The sequence below is a fragment of the Stenotrophomonas sp. FW305-3-2-15-E-LB1 genome (genome assembly GCF_058787375.1).
In genome coordinates this window covers 39621-56228 of sequence record NZ_JBYSZR010000032.1, presented here as the reverse complement: position 1 = coordinate 56228, position 16608 = coordinate 39621, and the positions used below count along the sequence as shown (strand labels likewise).

Below are 16608 nucleotides of genomic sequence, written 5' to 3'. Positions count from 1 at the left end.
TGCTTGACGGTCCCTCCACCCTGGCTCCTACATACCTCGTGGGAGCCGGGAGGAACATACAAGCTTGCTCGACTGCTCTTCGCGGATGAGCCAGTCGAGCAAGCTCGACTCTACGAACAGATTGGGCAGTAGCCTCGGTCAAGACGGCGTGCCGATCGCCTCCTACACTGCGCGGCCAGTTCCCTCCCCCGAAGCAACTGACATGCGCAACAACCCGATGGCCCTGGGCATCGCCAATGGCGTTGCCGCTGGCGCGCTGTGGGGCGTGGTCTTCCTCGCCCCCGCCGTGCTGCATTCCTTCAACGCGCTGCAGCTGTCCGCCGGCCGCTACCTGGTCTACGGACTGATCGCGGTGATCCTGCTGCTGCCGCGCTGGAAGCGGTTGGCGCCGCAACTGGGGCGCGCCGAATGGATCGGCCTGCTCTGGCTCAGCCTGGCCGGCAACCTGGTCTACTTCCTGCTGCTGGCCACGGCCGTGCAGTGGGCCGGTGGCGCGGCGGCCTCGCTCATCGTCGGCCTGATTCCGGTGGTGGTGACCCTGGTGGGCGTGCGCGAAAAGGGCGCCGTGCCGCTCAAGCAATTGCTGCCCGCATTGGGGTTGTGCGTGCTGGGCGTGGCCCTGGTGGGCTGGGAGTCGCTGATGTCCGAGCATCTGGCCACGCCCTGGCGGCAGCGCCTGATCGGCCTGCTGTGCGCCTTCGGTGCGCTGTTCTCCTGGGCGTTGTACTCGGTCGGCAACAGCCGCTGGCTGGCCCGCCGCGCCGATCTGTCCAGCCATGACTGGTCGCTGCTGACCGGCGTCACCACCGGTGGCCTGTCGCTGCTGCTGGTGCCGATGGCGTTCATCGGCCAGACCGCGGGCCACACGCCTGCGCAGTGGACCCTGTTCTGGGTAATCAGTGCCGGTGTCGCGGTCATCGCTTCGATCATCGGCAACGCGTTCTGGAACCGCGCCAGCCGCCTGCTGCCGCTGACCCTGACCGGGCAGATGATCGTGTTCGAAACCCTGTTCGCGCTGCTCTATGCCTTTGCGTGGCAGTGGCGGTGGCCGAGCCTGCTGGAAGCGCTGGCGATCGTGTTCCTGGTTGCCGGTGTCCTGCTGTGCGCGCACGCCCACCGCGCACCACGTGCAATCGCCGAACATGCCGGCTGATTGCCAGCGTCAAGCGCTCTGATGCACGCTTTGTCTCATTTGCAACCAAATGGCTGCACGTTGGGCGATGATCGAAACAAACGATTTTTGCATCGCAGCACTTGACAGGCCCCCGGGGCACGGTGTTTTCTGTGCGCCATGGTCTTCGATGCCGCCCTCGCCAGCCTGATTGCCCCCGCCACCGCGGGCGGTTCGACTGCGCAGGTCACCATCACCACCATTATTACCACCACCGCCACCACTGCCCTGGTGCGGCCCGTCGTCTTCGTGTAACTCCCGAAAACAACGGCCCCGCACCATCCAGGTGACGGGGAGACCCAACACCTGCATGCGACGGGGCCTCCTACCGAGGTCTGCATGTCTTCCCACGCCCCCGCCCATCCCGCTGCCCCGGCCGAACTGGCCGCACCGTCCACTGTCGTGCACAAGTTCGGTGGCACCTCGGTGGCCAGCGCCGAACGCTACCGCCATGTGGCCGGCCTGCTGCTGGCGCGGGCCGAGCCGCTGCAGGTCACCGTCGTTTCGGCGATGAAGGGTGTCACCGATGCGCTGATCGAGCTGGCCCAGCTGGCGGCGCGTGGTGACGCCGGCTGGCGCGAAGCCTGGCATGCGCTGCGCGCGCGCCACCGTGGTGCCGCCGTGGCCCTGCTCGGCGAGCAGGTGGGCGAGACGGTTGAATGGATCGACGTGCGGTTCGACCAGCTGGCCGAAGTGCTGGGTGCGCTGGCGGTGATCGGCGAACTGCCGCGCGAGGTGCTGGACCGCGTGCAGGGGCTGGGCGAAGTGTTTTCCGCGCAGTTGCTGGGCATGCACCTGCAGGCGCTCGGCGAGGACTGTGCAGTGCTGGACGCGCGCGATGTGCTGGTGGTCGGGCACGGCGAGCTGGGCGTGGACGTGGACTGGGAGGCCAGTGCCGGCCGCCTGGCGAAATGGCGCCTGCAGCACCCGCAGTCGCGCGTGGTCGCCACCGGCTTCGTCGCCCGTGACCGCGAGAATCGCATCACCACGCTGGGCCGCAATGGCAGCGACTACTCCGGCGCGATCTTCGCCGCGCTGTTCAACGCCGATGAGCTGCATATCTGGACCGACGTCGACGGCGTCCTCTCGGCCGACCCGCGGCTGGTACCCGAGGCGGTCCAGCTGGAGGCGCTGAGCTACGACGAGGCCTGCGAGCTGGCCTACTTCGGGGCCAAGGTCGTGCACCCGCAGACGATGTCGCCCGCCATCCGCCTCGGCCTGCCGATCTTCATCCGCAACACCTTCCACCCGGCGCACCCGGGCACGCGCATCAGTGCCCAGCGCTCGCCGCGCGGGCCGGTGAAGGGCCTGACCCTGAGCCCGGATCTGGCCCTGCTGAATCTGGAAGGCACCGGCCTGATGGGCGTGCCCGGCACGGCCGAGCGGGTGTTCTCGGCACTGCGCCAGGCGCAGGTGTCGGTGGTGATGATCTCGCAGGGTTCGTCCGAACATTCGATCTGCTGCGTGGTGCGGGCCGGTGAAGCTGCGCGTGGCCGTGAGGCGCTGCTGCAGGCCTTTGCCCACGAACTGGCGGTGGGCCAGGTGCAGCGCGTGCAGGTCGGCGAGGGCGTCAGCGTGCTGGCTGCCGTCGGTGATGGCATGGCCGGTCAGCCCGGCGTGGCCGCGCGCCTGTTCGAGGCCCTCGGCCGTGCCCAGGTGAACATCCTGGCGATCGCCCAAGGCTCGTCCGAGCGCAACATCTCGGTGGCCGTGGCCAGTGTCGATGCAACGCGTGCCCTGCGTGCCGGGCATGCCGGCTTCTGGCTGTCGCCGCAGACGTTCGCGGTGGGGGTGATCGGGCCGGGCAATGTCGGCGCCGCGCTGCTGGACCAATTGCTGGCCGCGCGCCCGCAGCTGCTGGCCAAGGCCAACGTCGATCTGCGCCTGCGTGCGCTGGCCTCGCGCTCGCGCATGCGCCTGGAGGTGGATGGCCTGCATGCCGACTGGCGGCAGGCGCTGCACGACGATGGCCGGGCCAGCAACCTGGATGCCTTCACCGAGCACCTGCTGGCTGCGCACCTGCCGCACGCGGTGGTGATCGACTGCAGTGGCAGCGCCGAAGTGGCCGAGCGCTACGAAGGCTGGCTGGCGGCCGGCATCCATGTGGTCACTCCCAACAAACAGGCCGGCTCGGGTCCGCTGTCGCGCTACCAGCGCATCCATGCCGCTGCCGGCGCCAGTGGCGCGCGCTTCCGCTACGAGGCCACCGTCGGTGCCGGGCTGCCGGTGATCACCACGCTGCGCGACCTGGTCGACACCGGCGATGAAGTGCTCGCCGTGGAAGGCATCTTCTCCGGCACGCTGGCCTGGCTGTTCAACCGCTTCGATGGCAGCCAGCCGTTCTCCGAGCTGGTGGCGCAGGCACGTTCGATGGGCTACACCGAGCCGGACCCGCGCGACGACCTGTCCGGCGTGGACGTGGCCCGCAAGCTGGTGATCCTCGCCCGTGAGGCCGGCCATGCGCTCAGCCTGGAGCAGGTGCAGGTGGAAAGCCTGGTGCCGGCGCTGCTGCGCGATGGCAGCGTGGATGACTTCATGGCCCGCCTGGGCGAATCCGATGCCAGCCTGCTGCAGCGCCTCGACGAGGCACGGGCACGCGGCGCGGTGCTGCGCTATGTCGCCCGGCTCGGCGCAGACGGTGCGTCGGTGGGGCTGCAGGAGCTGCCGGCGGACCACACCTTCGCCAACCTGCGCCTGACCGACAACGTCGTGCAGTTCCGCACGCGCCGTTACTGCGACAACCCGCTGGTGGTGCAGGGGCCGGGCGCCGGGCCGGAAGTCACTGCCGCCGGTGTGTTTGCCGACCTGCTGCGCGTGGCGGCCGGCGAGGGGGCGCGGCTGTGATTGCACGCGCATTCGCTCCCGCATCGGTGGCCAACGTGGCGGTGGGCTTCGACATCCTCGGCCATGCGATCGCCGGTATCGGCGATACCGTGACGGTGCGCCGCATTGATGAGCCGGCCGTGCGCATCGACGCCGTCCGCGGCAGCGTTGTGGACCTGCCGCTGGACGCGCCGGGCAACACGGCCGGCGCGGCGCTGATCTCCCTGCGCGAGGGTCTGGGCCTTTCGTATGGCTTCGCCATCGAGATCGACAAGGGCATTCCGTTTGGCTCGGGCATGGGCGGTTCGGCGGCCTCGTGCGTGGCCGCACTGGTGGCCGCCAACGCGCTGCTGGACGCGCCGCTGCCACGCGAGGCGCTGTATCCGCACGCACTGGATGGCGAGGCGGTGGCCAGCGGTGGCCGCCACGGTGACAACGTCGGCCCGCTGCTGCTGGGCGGGCTGGCGCTATGTACGGCCGATCGCCTGGTGCCGATTCCGGTCCCCGCCCACTGGCACAGCCTGCTGGTGCATCCGCATGCCGTGCTCGAGACCCGGCGCGCGCGGCAGGCCCTGCAGGGCAGCTATGCGCTGGCCGAGTTCGTGGCGCAGAGCGCCAACCTGGCGCTGGTGCTCAGTGGCTGCCATCGCGGCGATGCAGCCCTGGTGCGTGCCGGCCTGCGCGATGTGCTGGTGGAGCCGCGCAGGGCCGCGCTGATCGCTGGCTTCGAGGCCGCGCGCGATGCTGCACTGGCAGCCAATGCGATGGGCGCGGGCATCTCCGGTGCCGGCCCGAGTGTGTTTGCGTGGTTTGAAGAGGCTGACCAGGCCCATGCCGCAGTGGCGCCCGTTCGTGCGGCCTTCGCCGCCGCCGGCTTCGACAGCGATGCCTGGGTTTCCCCGCTGGACGCTGCTGGAGCGCGACTGTGCTGAATCCTTCCCCCTTGCTGGATGCCGAGCTCATGCAATTCGTTTCGACCCGTGGTCACGCGCCCGCTGTTGGGCTGAGCGCCGCCATTGCCGCCGGCCTGGCGCCGGATGGCGGCTTGTACGTGCCTGACGTACTGCCCGCGCCGCGCGACCTGCATGCCGGTGCGAGCCTGGCCGACACCGCGACCGGGTTGCTGGCGCCGTTCTTCGAAGGCGACCCGCTGCAGGCGGCATTGCCGGAGATCTGCCGCGACGCCTTCGATTTTCCGGTGCCGCTGCGTCCGCTGGGGCGCGACGGCGACCATGTTCTGGAGCTGTTCCATGGCCCGACCGCCGCCTTCAAGGACATCGGTGCGCGCTTCCTGGCCGGCACGCTGTCGCGCCTGCAGGCGGGCAAGGCCCGTGACCTGACCATCGTCGTGGCGACGTCGGGCGATACCGGTGCTGCCGTGGCGGCGGCGTTCCATCGGCAGCCGGGCGTGCGGGTGGTCGTGCTGTATCCCGATGGCCGTGTTTCACCGCGGCAGGCGCACCAGCTGGGCTGCTTCGGCGACAACATCCAGGCGCTGCGCGTGGCCGGTTCGTTCGACGACTGCCAGGCGATGGTCAAGCAGGCGCTGGCCGATACGGACCTGCAGGCACAGGTGCCGCTGAGTTCGGCCAACAGCATCAGCCTGGGCCGGCTGCTGCCGCAGATGAGTTACTACGCGCATGCTGCGCTGACCCATCACGCGCGCACGCGGCGTCGCCTCAACCTGGTGGTGCCGACCGGCAACCTGGGCAATGCGATGGCGGCCGTGCTGGCGCGTGCGCTGGGCGTGCCGATCGGGCAGATCGTGCTGGCCACCAATGCCAATGCGGTGCTGCCGGCGTACTTCAATGGCGGCGCGTACCAGCCGCAGGCCAGCGTCGCCACCGTCGCCAACGCGATGGATGTGGGGGCGCCGAGCAACTTCGAGCGCCTGCGCTGGCTGTATGCCGATGACGATGCCGAACTGCGTGCCGCGTTCCGGGCATTCGCGGTGGACGATGTGACCATCCGCGCGACCATTGCCAGTGCGCATGCCAGCAGCGGCGAACTGTTCTGCCCACACACCGCCACTGCGGTGAAGGTGTTGCAGGATCTGCGGGCGCGCGGTGCCAAGGGGGACTGGGCGGTGGTGTCCACCGCGCACCCGGCCAAGTTCGAGGCAGTGGTGGAGCCGCTGATCGGCGAAGCCGTGGCTGTGCCGCCGGCGCTGGCGGCGCTGCTGCAGCGGCCGGCGCATGCCGAACCGTTGGCGGCCGATTACGACGCCCTGCGCGAGGTGTTGCTGCGTCGGTAGCGCAGGGCCACGCCCGGCGGGTAGTGCCGGCCGCTGGCCGGCAACGCCGTCAACTGCAAAACGGTCAGGCCAGGCCTTCGCCCGCCAGCTCGCGCAGCCCGTCCTCGTCGAGGATCTCCACCACGCTCAGGTGGGGCAGGGCGATCAGGCCCTGCTGGCGCAGCTTGGTGAAAGTGCGGCTGACCGTTTCCATGGTCAGGCCCAGGTGGTCGGCGATATCGCCGCGGCCCATCGGCAGCGACACGCGCAGGCCATCGCCACCCAGCTTGGCCTCGCGTGCAGCCAGGCGCAGCAGGAAGTCGGCCAGCTTTTCCGCCGGCTGCAGGCGGGCCAGTGCCAGCGCGGCGTCCTGCGCGGCATCCAGTTCCTGGCAGGCGCGCTGCAGCAGCTTGCGCTCCAGGTGCGGGTAGCGGCCGCGCAGTGCCTTCATCTGCGGCAGGGCCACGCGGCAGACGCGGCTGTCGGCGATGGCCTCGATATCGTGCCGGTGGTGGTCGCTGCCGCTCAGGCCCAGGTAGTCGCCGGGCAGCACGAAACCGTTGATCTGGCGGCGGCCATCGGCCAGCGTGCGCACCAGCCGCAGCGCGCCGGCCGTCAATGTATAGACATGCTGGCGCTCTTCGCCGGTGCGGGCCAGGGTTGCGCCGATGGCCACCTGCTGCGACACCGTCACCTGTTCCAGCGCCTGCACCTCATCGGGCGACAGCGCCGAGCAGACCGCCAGGTGGCGGACCGAGCAGTGCAGGCAGTCCAGTGTGGTGCAGGACGGCGCGGCGGAGTCGTGGGCGGCGGACGGGGCGCCGGAAGGCCGGGACATGGTGCGGGGGCGTATCACGGGCGGGAGAGGGCTTTATGATACTTCATGCGGCCTTATGGCCCCTGATCGGCGGCTGAGCCATGCGGGGCGGTAGAATGTCGCCCCCTCCCACGTCCCCGTTCCTGCAGGAGTTCCGCCCGTGATCAAGCCCCGTACCCCGCCCGGCACCCTTGAACTGTTGCCGCGCGAGCAGATTGCGTTCCAGCGCATGCTGGACGTCATCCGCCGCAACTACGAGCGCTTCGGGTTCCTGCCGGTGGAAACGCCGGTGTTCGAGCTGTCCGACGTGCTGCTGACCAAGTCCGGTGGCGAGACCGAGCGCCAGGTGTACTTCGTGCAGTCCACCGGCGCGCTGGCCAATGCCGCCGAATCGGGCGACCGTTCGCTGCCGGAGATGGCGCTGCGCTTCGACCTGACGGTGCCGCTGGCGCGTTACGTGGCCGAGCACGAGCACGAGCTGACCTTCCCGTTCCGCCGCTACCAGATGCAGCGCGTGTACCGTGGCGAGCGCGCCCAGCGCGGCCGTTTCCGCGAGTTCTACCAGTGCGACATCGACGTGATCGGCAAGGACAGCCTGAGCGTGCGCTATGACGCTGAAGTGCTGGCCGTCATCCACGCCGTGTTCTCCGAGCTGCGCATCGGTGATTTCAGCATCCAGTTGAACAACCGCAAGCTGATGCGTGGTTTCTTCGAAAGCCTGGGCGTGGGGGAGGGCGAGCGCCAGCTGGCCGTGCTGCGCGAGGTGGACAAGCTGGACAAGCGCGGCGCCGATTACGTGCGCGAGACGCTGGTGGGCGAGGGCTTCGAGATTCCGGCCGAACAGGTCGAGAAGATCCTGGCGTTCGTTGCTGTGCGTTCGAAGGGCCATGACGATGCGCTGGCGCAGCTGTCTGCGCTGGAAGCGGGCGCGGCATCGTCGGAAATCCTGCGCAATGGCGTTGCCGAGCTGCGCGAAGTGCTGCAGCTGGTGCAGGCGCTGGGCGTGCCGGAAACCGCGTATTGCCTGAACTTCTCCATCGCCCGTGGCCTGGATTACTACACCGGCACCGTCTACGAAACCACGCTGACCGACCACCCGCAGATCGGCTCGATCTGTTCGGGCGGCCGTTATGAAGACCTGGCCAGCCACTACAGCAAGTCCAAGCTGCCGGGCGTGGGCATTTCCATCGGCCTGTCGCGCCTGTTCTGGCAGCTGCGCGAAGCCGGCCTGATCGATGGCATCGAAGCCAGCAGCGTGCAGGCACTGGTGGCATTGATGGACGAGCAGGGCATGGCGCAGTCGCTCGACATTGCCCGCCGCCTTCGCAGTCGTGGCATCAACACCGAAGTGCAGATGGAGCCGAAGAAGATCGGCAAGCAGTTCCAGTACGCGGCCAAGGCCGGCATCCGCTTCGTGGTGTTGGCCGGCGAAGACGAGCTCGCCCGTGGCGTGGTGGCGGTGAAGGACCTGGTGCGCGAGCAGCAGTTCGAAGTTTCCCGAGATGAACTGGCCAGCACCCTGCAGGTCGAGCTGGAGCAGTCGAAGGTCATGGCGTGATACGGGCCGCCGCAGGGGCGCTGAGCGTGCTCCTGCTGGCGGGTTGCCAGAGTGATCCCGCGCTGCACAGCGCCCGGATCGGGAAGGCGCAGTACCGGTTGCAGGTCGATCGTTGCCATGTGATCGACCGCGCGCAGCTTGAGGCGGACCTGCGGGCCCTGGCCTCGGGGGCGTGTCCTGCAGGCGCAGGGGCGCTGGAGAACATCCAGCCCCTGCCGAGCCGGCAGGGCAGCCTGTTCGGGGAGTGCCTGCGGCGCGGCGCGCTGCAGGCGGAGGTCCGCTGCCAGCCCTGAGCGCCGCCAGCGGCGAAAATTCAACGTAGAACGCCCACCTCCCGGTGGGCGTTTTCGTTTCCGGGAAGGCAGTCGAGCATGGCTCGACTACAAAAGCCGGACCCGCCCCGCCATCCCTCGGTAACCCAGCTTCTGCCGCTGAGGTTGCCGGCCAGCGGCCGGCACTACCGGGGGTTCAGGGATCCCTCGATTTGACGCACTGCGCAAGAATGCGCTAATGTACTAACACGCTATTACATTGATGCAAGACATCCGCCCGTGAAAGCCCGCCCCGACATCACCGCCAAAGACCCGCAGGCCGACCTGGAAGCCTTGGCCCAGGCCTTCGCTGCCCTGCGCGAACCGGCCCAGGTCGAGGCCTTCCTGCGTGACCTCTGCACCCCGGCCGAGCTGGAAGCCATGGCCGACCGCTGGAAAGTGGTGCCGCTGCTGCAGCAGGGCGTGCCTTACCGCGAGATCCACGAACGCACCGGCGTCAGCGTGACCACCACCGGACGGGTCGCACGCACGCTTGAGCATGGCCATCGAGGCTATGCCGCTGCCATCGACCGCCTTGCTTCGCGCTGACCCGCGCCCCGTACCGAACTTCGAGACCTCCCCCATGAGTGCAACCCAGGCAGCGCCGGCGCGAGACCGGCTGCGTATCGCCATCCAGAAGAGTGGCCGTCTGGCCGAACCCGCCCGCAACCTGCTCAGCGCCTGCGGCCTGAGCTGGCGCGAGAGCCGCGACAAGCTGTTCTGCTACGGCGAATCGCTGCCGGTGGACCTGCTGCTGGTGCGCGACGACGACATTCCCGGCCTGATCGCCGATGGCGTCTGCGACCTTGGCATCGTCGGCCGCAACGAACTGGACGAACAGGCCGCCGCGCGCCGCCAGGTCGGCCTGCCCGACGCCTACCAGGCCCTGCGCGGGCTTGGCTTCGGCCAGTGCCGGCTGATGCTGGCCGTGCCCGAGGAATGGCAGTGGGAAGGCCCGGCGCAGCTGGCCGGCACCCGCATCGCCACCAGCTACCCGGCCATCCTCAAGCAGTGGCTGGCCGAGCAGGGCGTGGACGCACAGGTGGTCGAGCTCTCCGGTTCGGTGGAAATCGCCCCGCGCCTGGGCACCGCCGAGCTGATCTGCGACCTCGTGTCCAGCGGTGCCACCCTGCGTGCCAACCAGCTCACCCCGGTGCACAACCTGCTGGACAGTGAAGCTGTGCTGGCCGGTGCGGTGCGCGTGCCCGACGACGCACGTGCCGGGCTGCGCAGCATGCTGCTGCGGCGCCTGGACGGGGTGGTGCAGAAGCAGGACCGCAAGCTGCTGATGTTCCGTGCCAGCGAAGACCGCGTGGATGCGTTGGCGCAGCTGCTGGCCGATGCCGAGCCGTTGGTGCGTTTGCCTGCAGATGGCGGTGCACTGCGCCTGCAGACCATGTGCCCGGGTCCGCTGACCTGGCAGCGCATGGAAGAACTGGAGCGCGCCGGCGCACAGGGCCTGATGGTATTGAGCGTGGAGCGGTCGCTGGCATGAATCGTCTGATCTGGTCGCAACTTGATGAAGCCGCGCGCAGCGCGGCGCTGACCCGCCCGGTGCAGACCGTGGCGCAGCAGACCCGCGATGCCGTGGCCGCGCTGATCGCACAGGTGCGCGCGCAGGGGGACGAGGCGCTGCGCGCCATCACCGCCCGTTTTGATCGGGTCGAACTGACATCGTTTGAAGTCAGCGATGCCGAATTTGCCGCCGCCGAAGCCGCCGTTCCGGCCGAGCTGCGCCAGGCCATGGTCGAAGCCGCCGAGCGCATCACGCGCTTCCACGAAGCGGGCATGGGCAAGGGCTATTCGGTGGAAACCGCGCCCGGCGTCCTCTGCGAACGCATGCTGCGGCCGATCGGCCGCGTCGGCCTGTACGTGCCGGCCGGCAGTGCGCCGCTGCCGTCCACCGCGCTGATGCTGGGCGTGCCGGCGCAACTGGCCGGCTGCCCGCAGGTCGTGCTGTGCACGCCGCCGCGCACCGATGGCACGGCCGATCCGGCGGTGCTGGTGGCTGCGCGCCTGACCGGCGTGCAGCGCGTATTCAAGCTGGGCGGTGCCCAGGCCATCGCTGCGATGGCCTACGGTACGGCCAGCATCCCGGCCTGCGACAAGCTGTTCGGGCCGGGCAACAGCTTCGTCACCGAAGCCAAGCAGCAGGTCGCACAGGACGGCGCCGCCGCCATCGACATGCCGGCCGGTCCTTCGGAAGTACTGGTCATCGCCGATGCCGGTGCCAACCCGGCGTTCGTGGCGGCTGACCTGCTGTCGCAGGCCGAGCACGGCCCGGATTCGCAGGTGCTGCTGCTGACCGACGATGCCGCGATGGTCGCCGCGGTCGAGGCGGAAGTGGAGCGCCAGGTCGCGCTGCTGCCGCGCCAGGACATCGCACGCCAGGCCTTGTCGGCCTCGCGCCTGATCCAGGTGGATGCGCTGGCGGACGCCTTCGCGATCAGCAACCGCTACGCCCCCGAGCACCTGATCCTGGCGTTGCGCGAGCCGCGCGACTGGCTGGGCCAGGTGCAGGCCGCCGGCTCGGTGTTCCTTGGCGATTACACCCCCGAGGCACTGGGCGACTACTGCAGCGGCACCAACCACGTGCTGCCCACCGCCGGTGCCGCACGCGCCTACAGCGGCGTCAGCGTCGCCAGCTTCCAGAACCTGATCAGCGTGCAGAGCGCCAGCGCCGCTGGCCTGGCCGCGATCGGTGGTTGCGCGCGCATCATCGCCAGCGCCGAAGGCCTGGACGCGCACGAACGTGCCGTGGCCCTGCGCATGGAGGCCGCGGCATGAGCGCCGGCATCGATGACGTGCTGGCACTGGTGCGCCCGGACCTGCAGGCCTTTGCCGGCTACAGCTCGGCGCGCAGCGCGGCCGTGCAGGGCGAGGTGTGGTTGAACGCCAATGAATCGGCCTGGGCCAATCCAGCCGACAGCGCCGGCAGCAGCCGACGCTACCCCGAGCCGCAGCCGCTGGTGCTGCGCGAAGGACTGGCGGCGCTGTACGGCGTGCAGTCGCAGCAGTTGCTGGTCGGCCGTGGCAGTGATGAGGCCATCGATCTGCTGGTGCGCGCCCTGTGCGTGCCGGCTCGCGATGGCGTGCTGGTGACCTCGCCGGTGTTCGGCATGTATGCGGTCTGCGCGCGCCTGCAGGGTGCGCCGTTGATCGATGTGCCGCTGGTCGATGGCGAGGACGGCCTGCGCGCCGATCTCGACGCGGTCATCCGCACGGCACGGGAGCAGGCTGCGAGGCTGGTCTTCCTGTGCGCGCCTTCCAACCCGGCCGGCAGCGATATCAGCCTGGCCGAGATCGAACGCGTGGCGACTGCACTCCGTGGGCAGGCGCTGGTGGTGGTTGACGAGGCCTATGTCGAGTACGCGCAGCGTGCCTCGGCAACCACGCTGCTGGACGCGCATGCCAACCTGGCGGTGCTGCGTACCCTGTCCAAGGCGCACGCACTGGCTGCGGCGCGCATCGGTACCCTCATTGCCGCGCCGGAGCTGATTGCCGTGCTGCGCCGTTGCCAGGCGCCGTACCCGGTGCCGACGCCGTGCGCCGAGCTGGCCGTGCAGGCGCTGCAACCGGCCGCCCTGGCGCGTACCGCCGAGCGCGTGGCCACGGTCATCGCCGAGCGCGAGCGCCTGTCTGCCGCCCTGCCGGGCCTGCCTGGCGTGCGCCGCGTGTACCGTTCGTCCGGCAACTACCTGCTGGTCCGCTTTGCCGATGCGCAGGCCGTCTTCGATACGCTGCTGGCTGCTGGAGTGGTCGTGCGTGACCAGCGCGCCGCGCCTCAGCTGGGCGATGCGCTGCGCATCAGCATCGGCAGCCCCGAAGAGAACGACCGCGTGCTCGCGGCCCTGTCGGCCCGGAGGGCTGCTGCATGACCCCCATCCTGTTCATCGACCGCGACGGTACCCTCATCGAAGAGCCGGCCGACTTCCAGATCGACGCCTACGAGAAGCTGCGCTTCGTGCCGCACGTGATCCCGGCGCTGCTGAAGCTGCGCGACGCCGGTTACCAGTTCGTGATCGTCACCAACCAGGATGGCCTGGGCAGCGAAAGCTATCCGCGCGCCAGTTTCGACGGCCCCAATGACCTGATGCTGCAGATCTTCGAAAGCCAGGGCATCCGCTTCCGTGACGTGCTGGTGGACTGCAGCTGGCCGCAGGACAACGCGCCTACCCGCAAGCCGGGCATCGGCCTGATGACCGCCTACCTGCAGGACCGCAGCATCGACTGGGCGCGTTCGGGCATGGTCGGCGACCGCATCACCGACCTGCAGTTCGCCGACAACCTCAACATCCGTGGCTTCCAGCTGCGCACCGAGCAGTTCGGCGGCGAGTGGGACTGGGCGGGCATCGCCCACGCGCTGGCCGACGCACCGCGTACCGCCGTGGTCCAGCGCAACACGAAGGAAACGAAGATCCGCGTCGAACTGGACCTGGACCGCGCTGGCGATGCCCACATCTCCACCGGCCTGCCGTTCTTCGACCACATGCTGGAACAGATCGGCAAGCACGGCGGCTTCGCCCTGGACATCCAGGCCGAGGGCGACCTGCACATCGACGAGCACCACACCATCGAAGACACCGGGCTGGCCCTGGGCCAGGCGCTGCGTGAGGCGCTGGGTGACAAGCGCGGCATCGGCCGCTACGGCTTCACCCTGCCGATGGACGAGACGCTGGCCAGCGCCGCGCTGGATTTCAGCGGCCGGCCGTACTTCGTGTTCGAAGGCGAGTTCAAGCGCGAGCGGGTGGGCGACATGCCGACCGAACTGGTGCCGCACTTCTTCCGCTCGCTGTGTGATGCCAGTGGCCTGAACCTCAACCTGCAGGTGCGCGGCGACAACGACCACCACAAGGTGGAAGCCTGCTTCAAGGCGCTGGCGCGCGCACTGCGCCCGGCCCTGGCCCGGCAGGGCACCGCGCTGCCGACCACCAAGGGGGCGCTGTGACTGAAGTCGCTCTGATCGATGCCGGCGGCGCCAATCTCGGTTCGGTGCGTTACGCACTCGAGCGGCTGGGCGCGAGCGTGCGCCTGGTGCGCGATGCCGATGGCCTGGCCGGCGCACAGCGGGTGATCCTGCCCGGCGTCGGTGCGGCTGCACCGGGCATGCAGCGCCTGCATGCACAGGGGCTGGTCGAGCCGCTGCGCCGCCTGGAGGTACCGCTGATGGGCATCTGCCTGGGCATGCAGCTGCTGTTCGAACGTTCAGAGGAAGCTGGCGTGGACACCCTGGGATTGATTCCCGGCGTGGTCCGCAAGCTGGTGCCGGCCTGTGGCATCCGCGTGCCGCACATGGGCTGGAACCGGCTGCTGGCGCTGCGCCCCTCGCTGCTGCTGCAGGGCGTGCCGGATCGATCCAGCGCCTATTTCGTGCACAGCTACGCCGCGCCGCTGAACGCCCATACCGTGGCCGCCTGCGACCATGGTGGCCTGTTCACTGCCGTGATCGAGCAGGGCCGTTACTTCGGCGCCCAGTTCCACCCCGAGCGTTCCGGCGATACCGGTTCGCTGATGCTGCGCAATTTCCTCGAGGGCACTGCTGCATGAGTTTCACCGTCTACCCCGCACTGGATATCCGCGAAGGCCGCGTGGTGCGCCTGCGCCAGGGCGACTACGCGCAGGAAACCTCCTACGGCGACGACCCGCTGCCGCGTGCGCAGGCCTTTGCCGCGCAGGGCGCGCAGTGGATGCACCTGGTCGACCTGGACGCTGCGCGTGCCGGTGGCTACACCCTGGCGCCGCTGCTGGCGGCGATCCGCCAGCACACGCCCCTGCAGGTGCAGACCGGTGGCGGCGTGCGTGGCCGTGACGACGTGGCACGCATCCTCGATGCCGGCGCCAACCGCGTGGTGGTCGGCTCGCTGGCCGTGCGCCGCCCCGATGAAGTGCTGGGCTGGCTGGACGAGTTCGGCGCCGAGCGCATCACCGTTGCCCTGGATGCCCGCCAGGACGCGCAGGGCCAGTGGCAGCTGCCGGTACACGGCTGGACCGAGAATGCCGGGGTGACCCTCGACGACCTGGCCGAGCGCTACGCACGCGCCGGCATGCGCCACCTGCTGTGCACCGACATCGCCCGCGACGGCATGCTGGCCGGCCCCAACATCAGCCTCTACACGCACCTGTCGGCGCTGCTGCCGGGCGTGGCGGTGCAGGCCTCCGGTGGCATCCGCGACGTGGCCGACGTGGCCGAAGCACGGGCCGCCGGCTGCGGCGGCGCCATCCTCGGCAAGGCGCTGCTGGAACAGCGCATGGACCTGGGCGAGGCACTGGCATGTTGAGCCGTCGCATCATTCCCTGCCTGGACGTGCGCGATGGCCGCGTGGTCAAGGGCGTGCGGTTCCGCGACCACGTCGACATGGGCGACATCGCCGAGCTGGCCCAGCGCTACCGCGACCAGGGGGCCGACGAACTGGTGTTCTATGACATCGGCGCCAGCCCCGAGGCACGCTCGGTGGACGTGGCCTGGATCGAGCGCATCGCGCGCCTGATCGACATCCCGTTCTGCGTGGCCGGCGGCATCGACAGCGTTGAAACCGCGCGCCGGGTGCTGTTCGCCGGTGCGGACAAGGTATCGATCAATTCGCCCGCACTGGGGCGCCCCGAGCTGATCAGCGAGCTGGCCGGTGAATTCGGCGTGCAGTGCGTGGTGGTCGGCGTCGACTCGGTGCGCGAGGACGACGGCCAGTGGCGCGTGCGCCGCTTCACCGGCGACCCGGGCAAGACCCAGGCCGTGCCGCTGCGCACCCTGGACTGGATTGCCGAGGCGCAGCGCCGCGGTGCCGGCGAGATCGTACTGAACTGCATGGACAGCGATGGCGTGCGCCGTGGCTACGATGTTGAACAGCTGCGCCAGGCGCGGGCCGTGTGCAACGTCCCGCTCATCGCCTCCGGCGGTGCAGGGGCGATGGAGCACTTCGCGCAGGCCTTCGACCAGGCCGACGTGGACGGTGCGCTGGCCGCCAGCGTGTTCCACAGCGGTGCCATTGCCATTGCGGATTTGAAGCGCTACCTGCGCGAACAGCAGATCGAGGTTCGAGATGTCTATTGAAGTACGCCCGTCGCCGCAGGCGCTGGAATCGCTGGACTGGGCCAAGGGCGATGGCCTGCTGCCGGCGGTGGTGCAGGATGCCGACACCCTGCAGGTGCTGATGCTGGGCTATGTCAACGCCGAGTCGCTGCACATCACCCAGGTCACCGGGCACATGACCTTCTACAGCCGCAGCAAGCAGCGCCTGTGGACCAAGGGCGAGCAGTCCGGCCACGTGCTGGCGGTGCAGTCGATCAGCGTGGACTGCGATGCCGACACCGTGCTGGTGCTGGCCCGCCCGGCCGGCCCGACCTGCCACACCGGTGCCGAAAGCTGCTTCGATGGCGCGCCGAAGGACTTCCTGGGCGGCCTGGGCCAGCTGGTGGCAGTGCGCGAAGCACAGCGCCCGCAAGGCAGCTACACCACGTCGTTGTTCGAAGGTGGTATCCGCCGCATCGCGCAGAAGGTGGGCGAGGAGGGCGTGGAAACCGCGCTTGCTGCCGTCGCCCAGGATGACGAGGCCCTGCTGGGCGAGTCGGCCGACCTGCTGTACCACCTTTTGGTGCTGCTGCGCGCGCGTGGGCTGTCGCTGCAGGATGCCCGCGATGTGCTGGAAATGCGCCACCGCTGAGCGGTAGTGCCGGCCGCTGGCCGGCAACCACCGGGCG

17 protein-coding genes are annotated in these 16608 nt (G+C 69.4%); 16 read left to right on the top strand and 1 reads right to left on the bottom strand.

All coding sequences use genetic code 11. The features are described 5' to 3' along the window. Positions 1-202: 202 nt before the first annotated feature. From AC3WL7_RS18380 to thrC, 5 genes are all read left to right on the top strand, one after another. The gene (locus tag AC3WL7_RS18380) at positions 203-1153 is read left to right on the top strand and encodes a DMT family transporter (RefSeq protein WP_108746578.1); all 951 of its coding nucleotides are present in this window, start codon (positions 203-205) and stop codon (positions 1151-1153) included. A 138-nt stretch (positions 1154-1291) separates the two neighbouring features. Then, positions 1292-1426 (top strand): hypothetical protein, encoded by a 135-nt coding sequence (locus AC3WL7_RS18375; RefSeq protein ID WP_265349649.1) that lies wholly within the window; start codon positions 1292-1294, stop codon positions 1424-1426. An 84-nt stretch (positions 1427-1510) separates the two neighbouring features. After that, a complete protein-coding gene (gene thrA / locus AC3WL7_RS18370; protein ID WP_492752299.1) occupies positions 1511-4015 on the top strand; it encodes a bifunctional aspartate kinase/homoserine dehydrogenase I in 2505 nt (834 codons plus the stop codon). After that, the gene (locus tag AC3WL7_RS18365; RefSeq protein WP_492752297.1) at positions 4012-4926 is read left to right on the top strand and encodes a homoserine kinase; all 915 of its coding nucleotides are present in this window, start codon (positions 4012-4014) and stop codon (positions 4924-4926) included. Before thrA ends, AC3WL7_RS18365 begins: the two co-directional genes overlap by 4 nt. 29 nt (positions 4927-4955) lie before the next feature. After that, a complete protein-coding gene (thrC, locus tag AC3WL7_RS18360; protein ID WP_492752295.1) occupies positions 4956-6248 on the top strand; it encodes a threonine synthase in 1293 nt (430 codons plus the stop codon). 64 nt (positions 6249-6312) lie between these two features. Here the strand turns inward: thrC and AC3WL7_RS18355 are convergent, their stop codons facing one another. Continuing rightward, positions 6313-7065, bottom strand: a complete 753-nt coding sequence (locus tag AC3WL7_RS18355) for a Crp/Fnr family transcriptional regulator (RefSeq protein ID WP_108746581.1) — start codon at positions 7063-7065, stop codon at positions 6313-6315. A gap of 139 nt (positions 7066-7204) precedes the next feature. On the opposite strand from AC3WL7_RS18355, the gene hisS reads away from it, so the two are divergent. From hisS to hisIE, 11 genes are all read left to right on the top strand, one after another. Beyond that, complete coding sequence (gene hisS, locus AC3WL7_RS18350; protein ID WP_492752293.1) at positions 7205-8602, top strand: histidine--tRNA ligase; 1398 nt, start codon at positions 7205-7207, stop codon at positions 8600-8602. Positions 8603-8628: 26 nt separating this feature from the next. Beyond that, positions 8629-8895: a hypothetical protein gene (locus AC3WL7_RS18345; protein WP_254057255.1), complete on the top strand. Its 267-nt coding sequence runs from the start codon at positions 8629-8631 to the stop codon at positions 8893-8895. Between the two features lie 258 nt (positions 8896-9153). Next, on the top strand, positions 9154-9462 hold the full coding sequence (locus AC3WL7_RS18340; protein ID WP_079221701.1) for a YerC/YecD family TrpR-related protein: 309 nt from the start codon (positions 9154-9156) through the stop codon (positions 9460-9462). A gap of 34 nt (positions 9463-9496) precedes the next feature. Next, positions 9497-10408: an ATP phosphoribosyltransferase gene (hisG, locus tag AC3WL7_RS18335; protein ID WP_295519300.1), complete on the top strand. Its 912-nt coding sequence runs from the start codon at positions 9497-9499 to the stop codon at positions 10406-10408. Further along, positions 10405-11700 carry a histidinol dehydrogenase gene (hisD, locus tag AC3WL7_RS18330; protein ID WP_492752290.1) on the top strand — a complete coding sequence of 432 codons (1296 nt, stop codon included), beginning with the start codon at positions 10405-10407 and terminating at the stop codon, positions 11698-11700. The genes hisG and hisD overlap by 4 nt, the downstream gene beginning before the upstream one ends. Continuing rightward, positions 11697-12791 carry a histidinol-phosphate transaminase gene (gene hisC, locus AC3WL7_RS18325; RefSeq protein WP_492752289.1) on the top strand — a complete coding sequence of 365 codons (1095 nt, stop codon included), beginning with the start codon at positions 11697-11699 and terminating at the stop codon, positions 12789-12791. The genes hisD and hisC overlap by 4 nt, the downstream gene beginning before the upstream one ends. Beyond that, positions 12788-13861, top strand: a complete 1074-nt coding sequence (gene hisB / locus AC3WL7_RS18320; RefSeq protein ID WP_108746583.1) for a bifunctional histidinol-phosphatase/imidazoleglycerol-phosphate dehydratase HisB — start codon at positions 12788-12790, stop codon at positions 13859-13861. Before hisC ends, hisB begins: the two co-directional genes overlap by 4 nt. Continuing rightward, complete coding sequence (gene hisH, locus AC3WL7_RS18315) at positions 13858-14460, top strand: imidazole glycerol phosphate synthase subunit HisH (protein ID WP_079221706.1); 603 nt, start codon at positions 13858-13860, stop codon at positions 14458-14460. Before hisB ends, hisH begins: the two co-directional genes overlap by 4 nt. Continuing rightward, entirely contained in the window at positions 14457-15191 is a 735-nt protein-coding gene (gene hisA / locus AC3WL7_RS18310; RefSeq protein ID WP_492752285.1) for a 1-(5-phosphoribosyl)-5-[(5-phosphoribosylamino)methylideneamino]imidazole-4-carboxamide isomerase, read from the top strand. The genes hisH and hisA overlap by 4 nt, the downstream gene beginning before the upstream one ends. Then, complete coding sequence (hisF, locus tag AC3WL7_RS18305; protein ID WP_492752283.1) at positions 15185-15961, top strand: imidazole glycerol phosphate synthase subunit HisF; 777 nt, start codon at positions 15185-15187, stop codon at positions 15959-15961. The genes hisA and hisF overlap by 7 nt, the downstream gene beginning before the upstream one ends. After that, positions 15951-16571, top strand: a complete 621-nt coding sequence (gene hisIE / locus AC3WL7_RS18300; RefSeq protein WP_313142143.1) for a bifunctional phosphoribosyl-AMP cyclohydrolase/phosphoribosyl-ATP diphosphatase HisIE — start codon at positions 15951-15953, stop codon at positions 16569-16571. Before hisF ends, hisIE begins: the two co-directional genes overlap by 11 nt. Positions 16572-16608 lie beyond the last annotated feature (37 nt).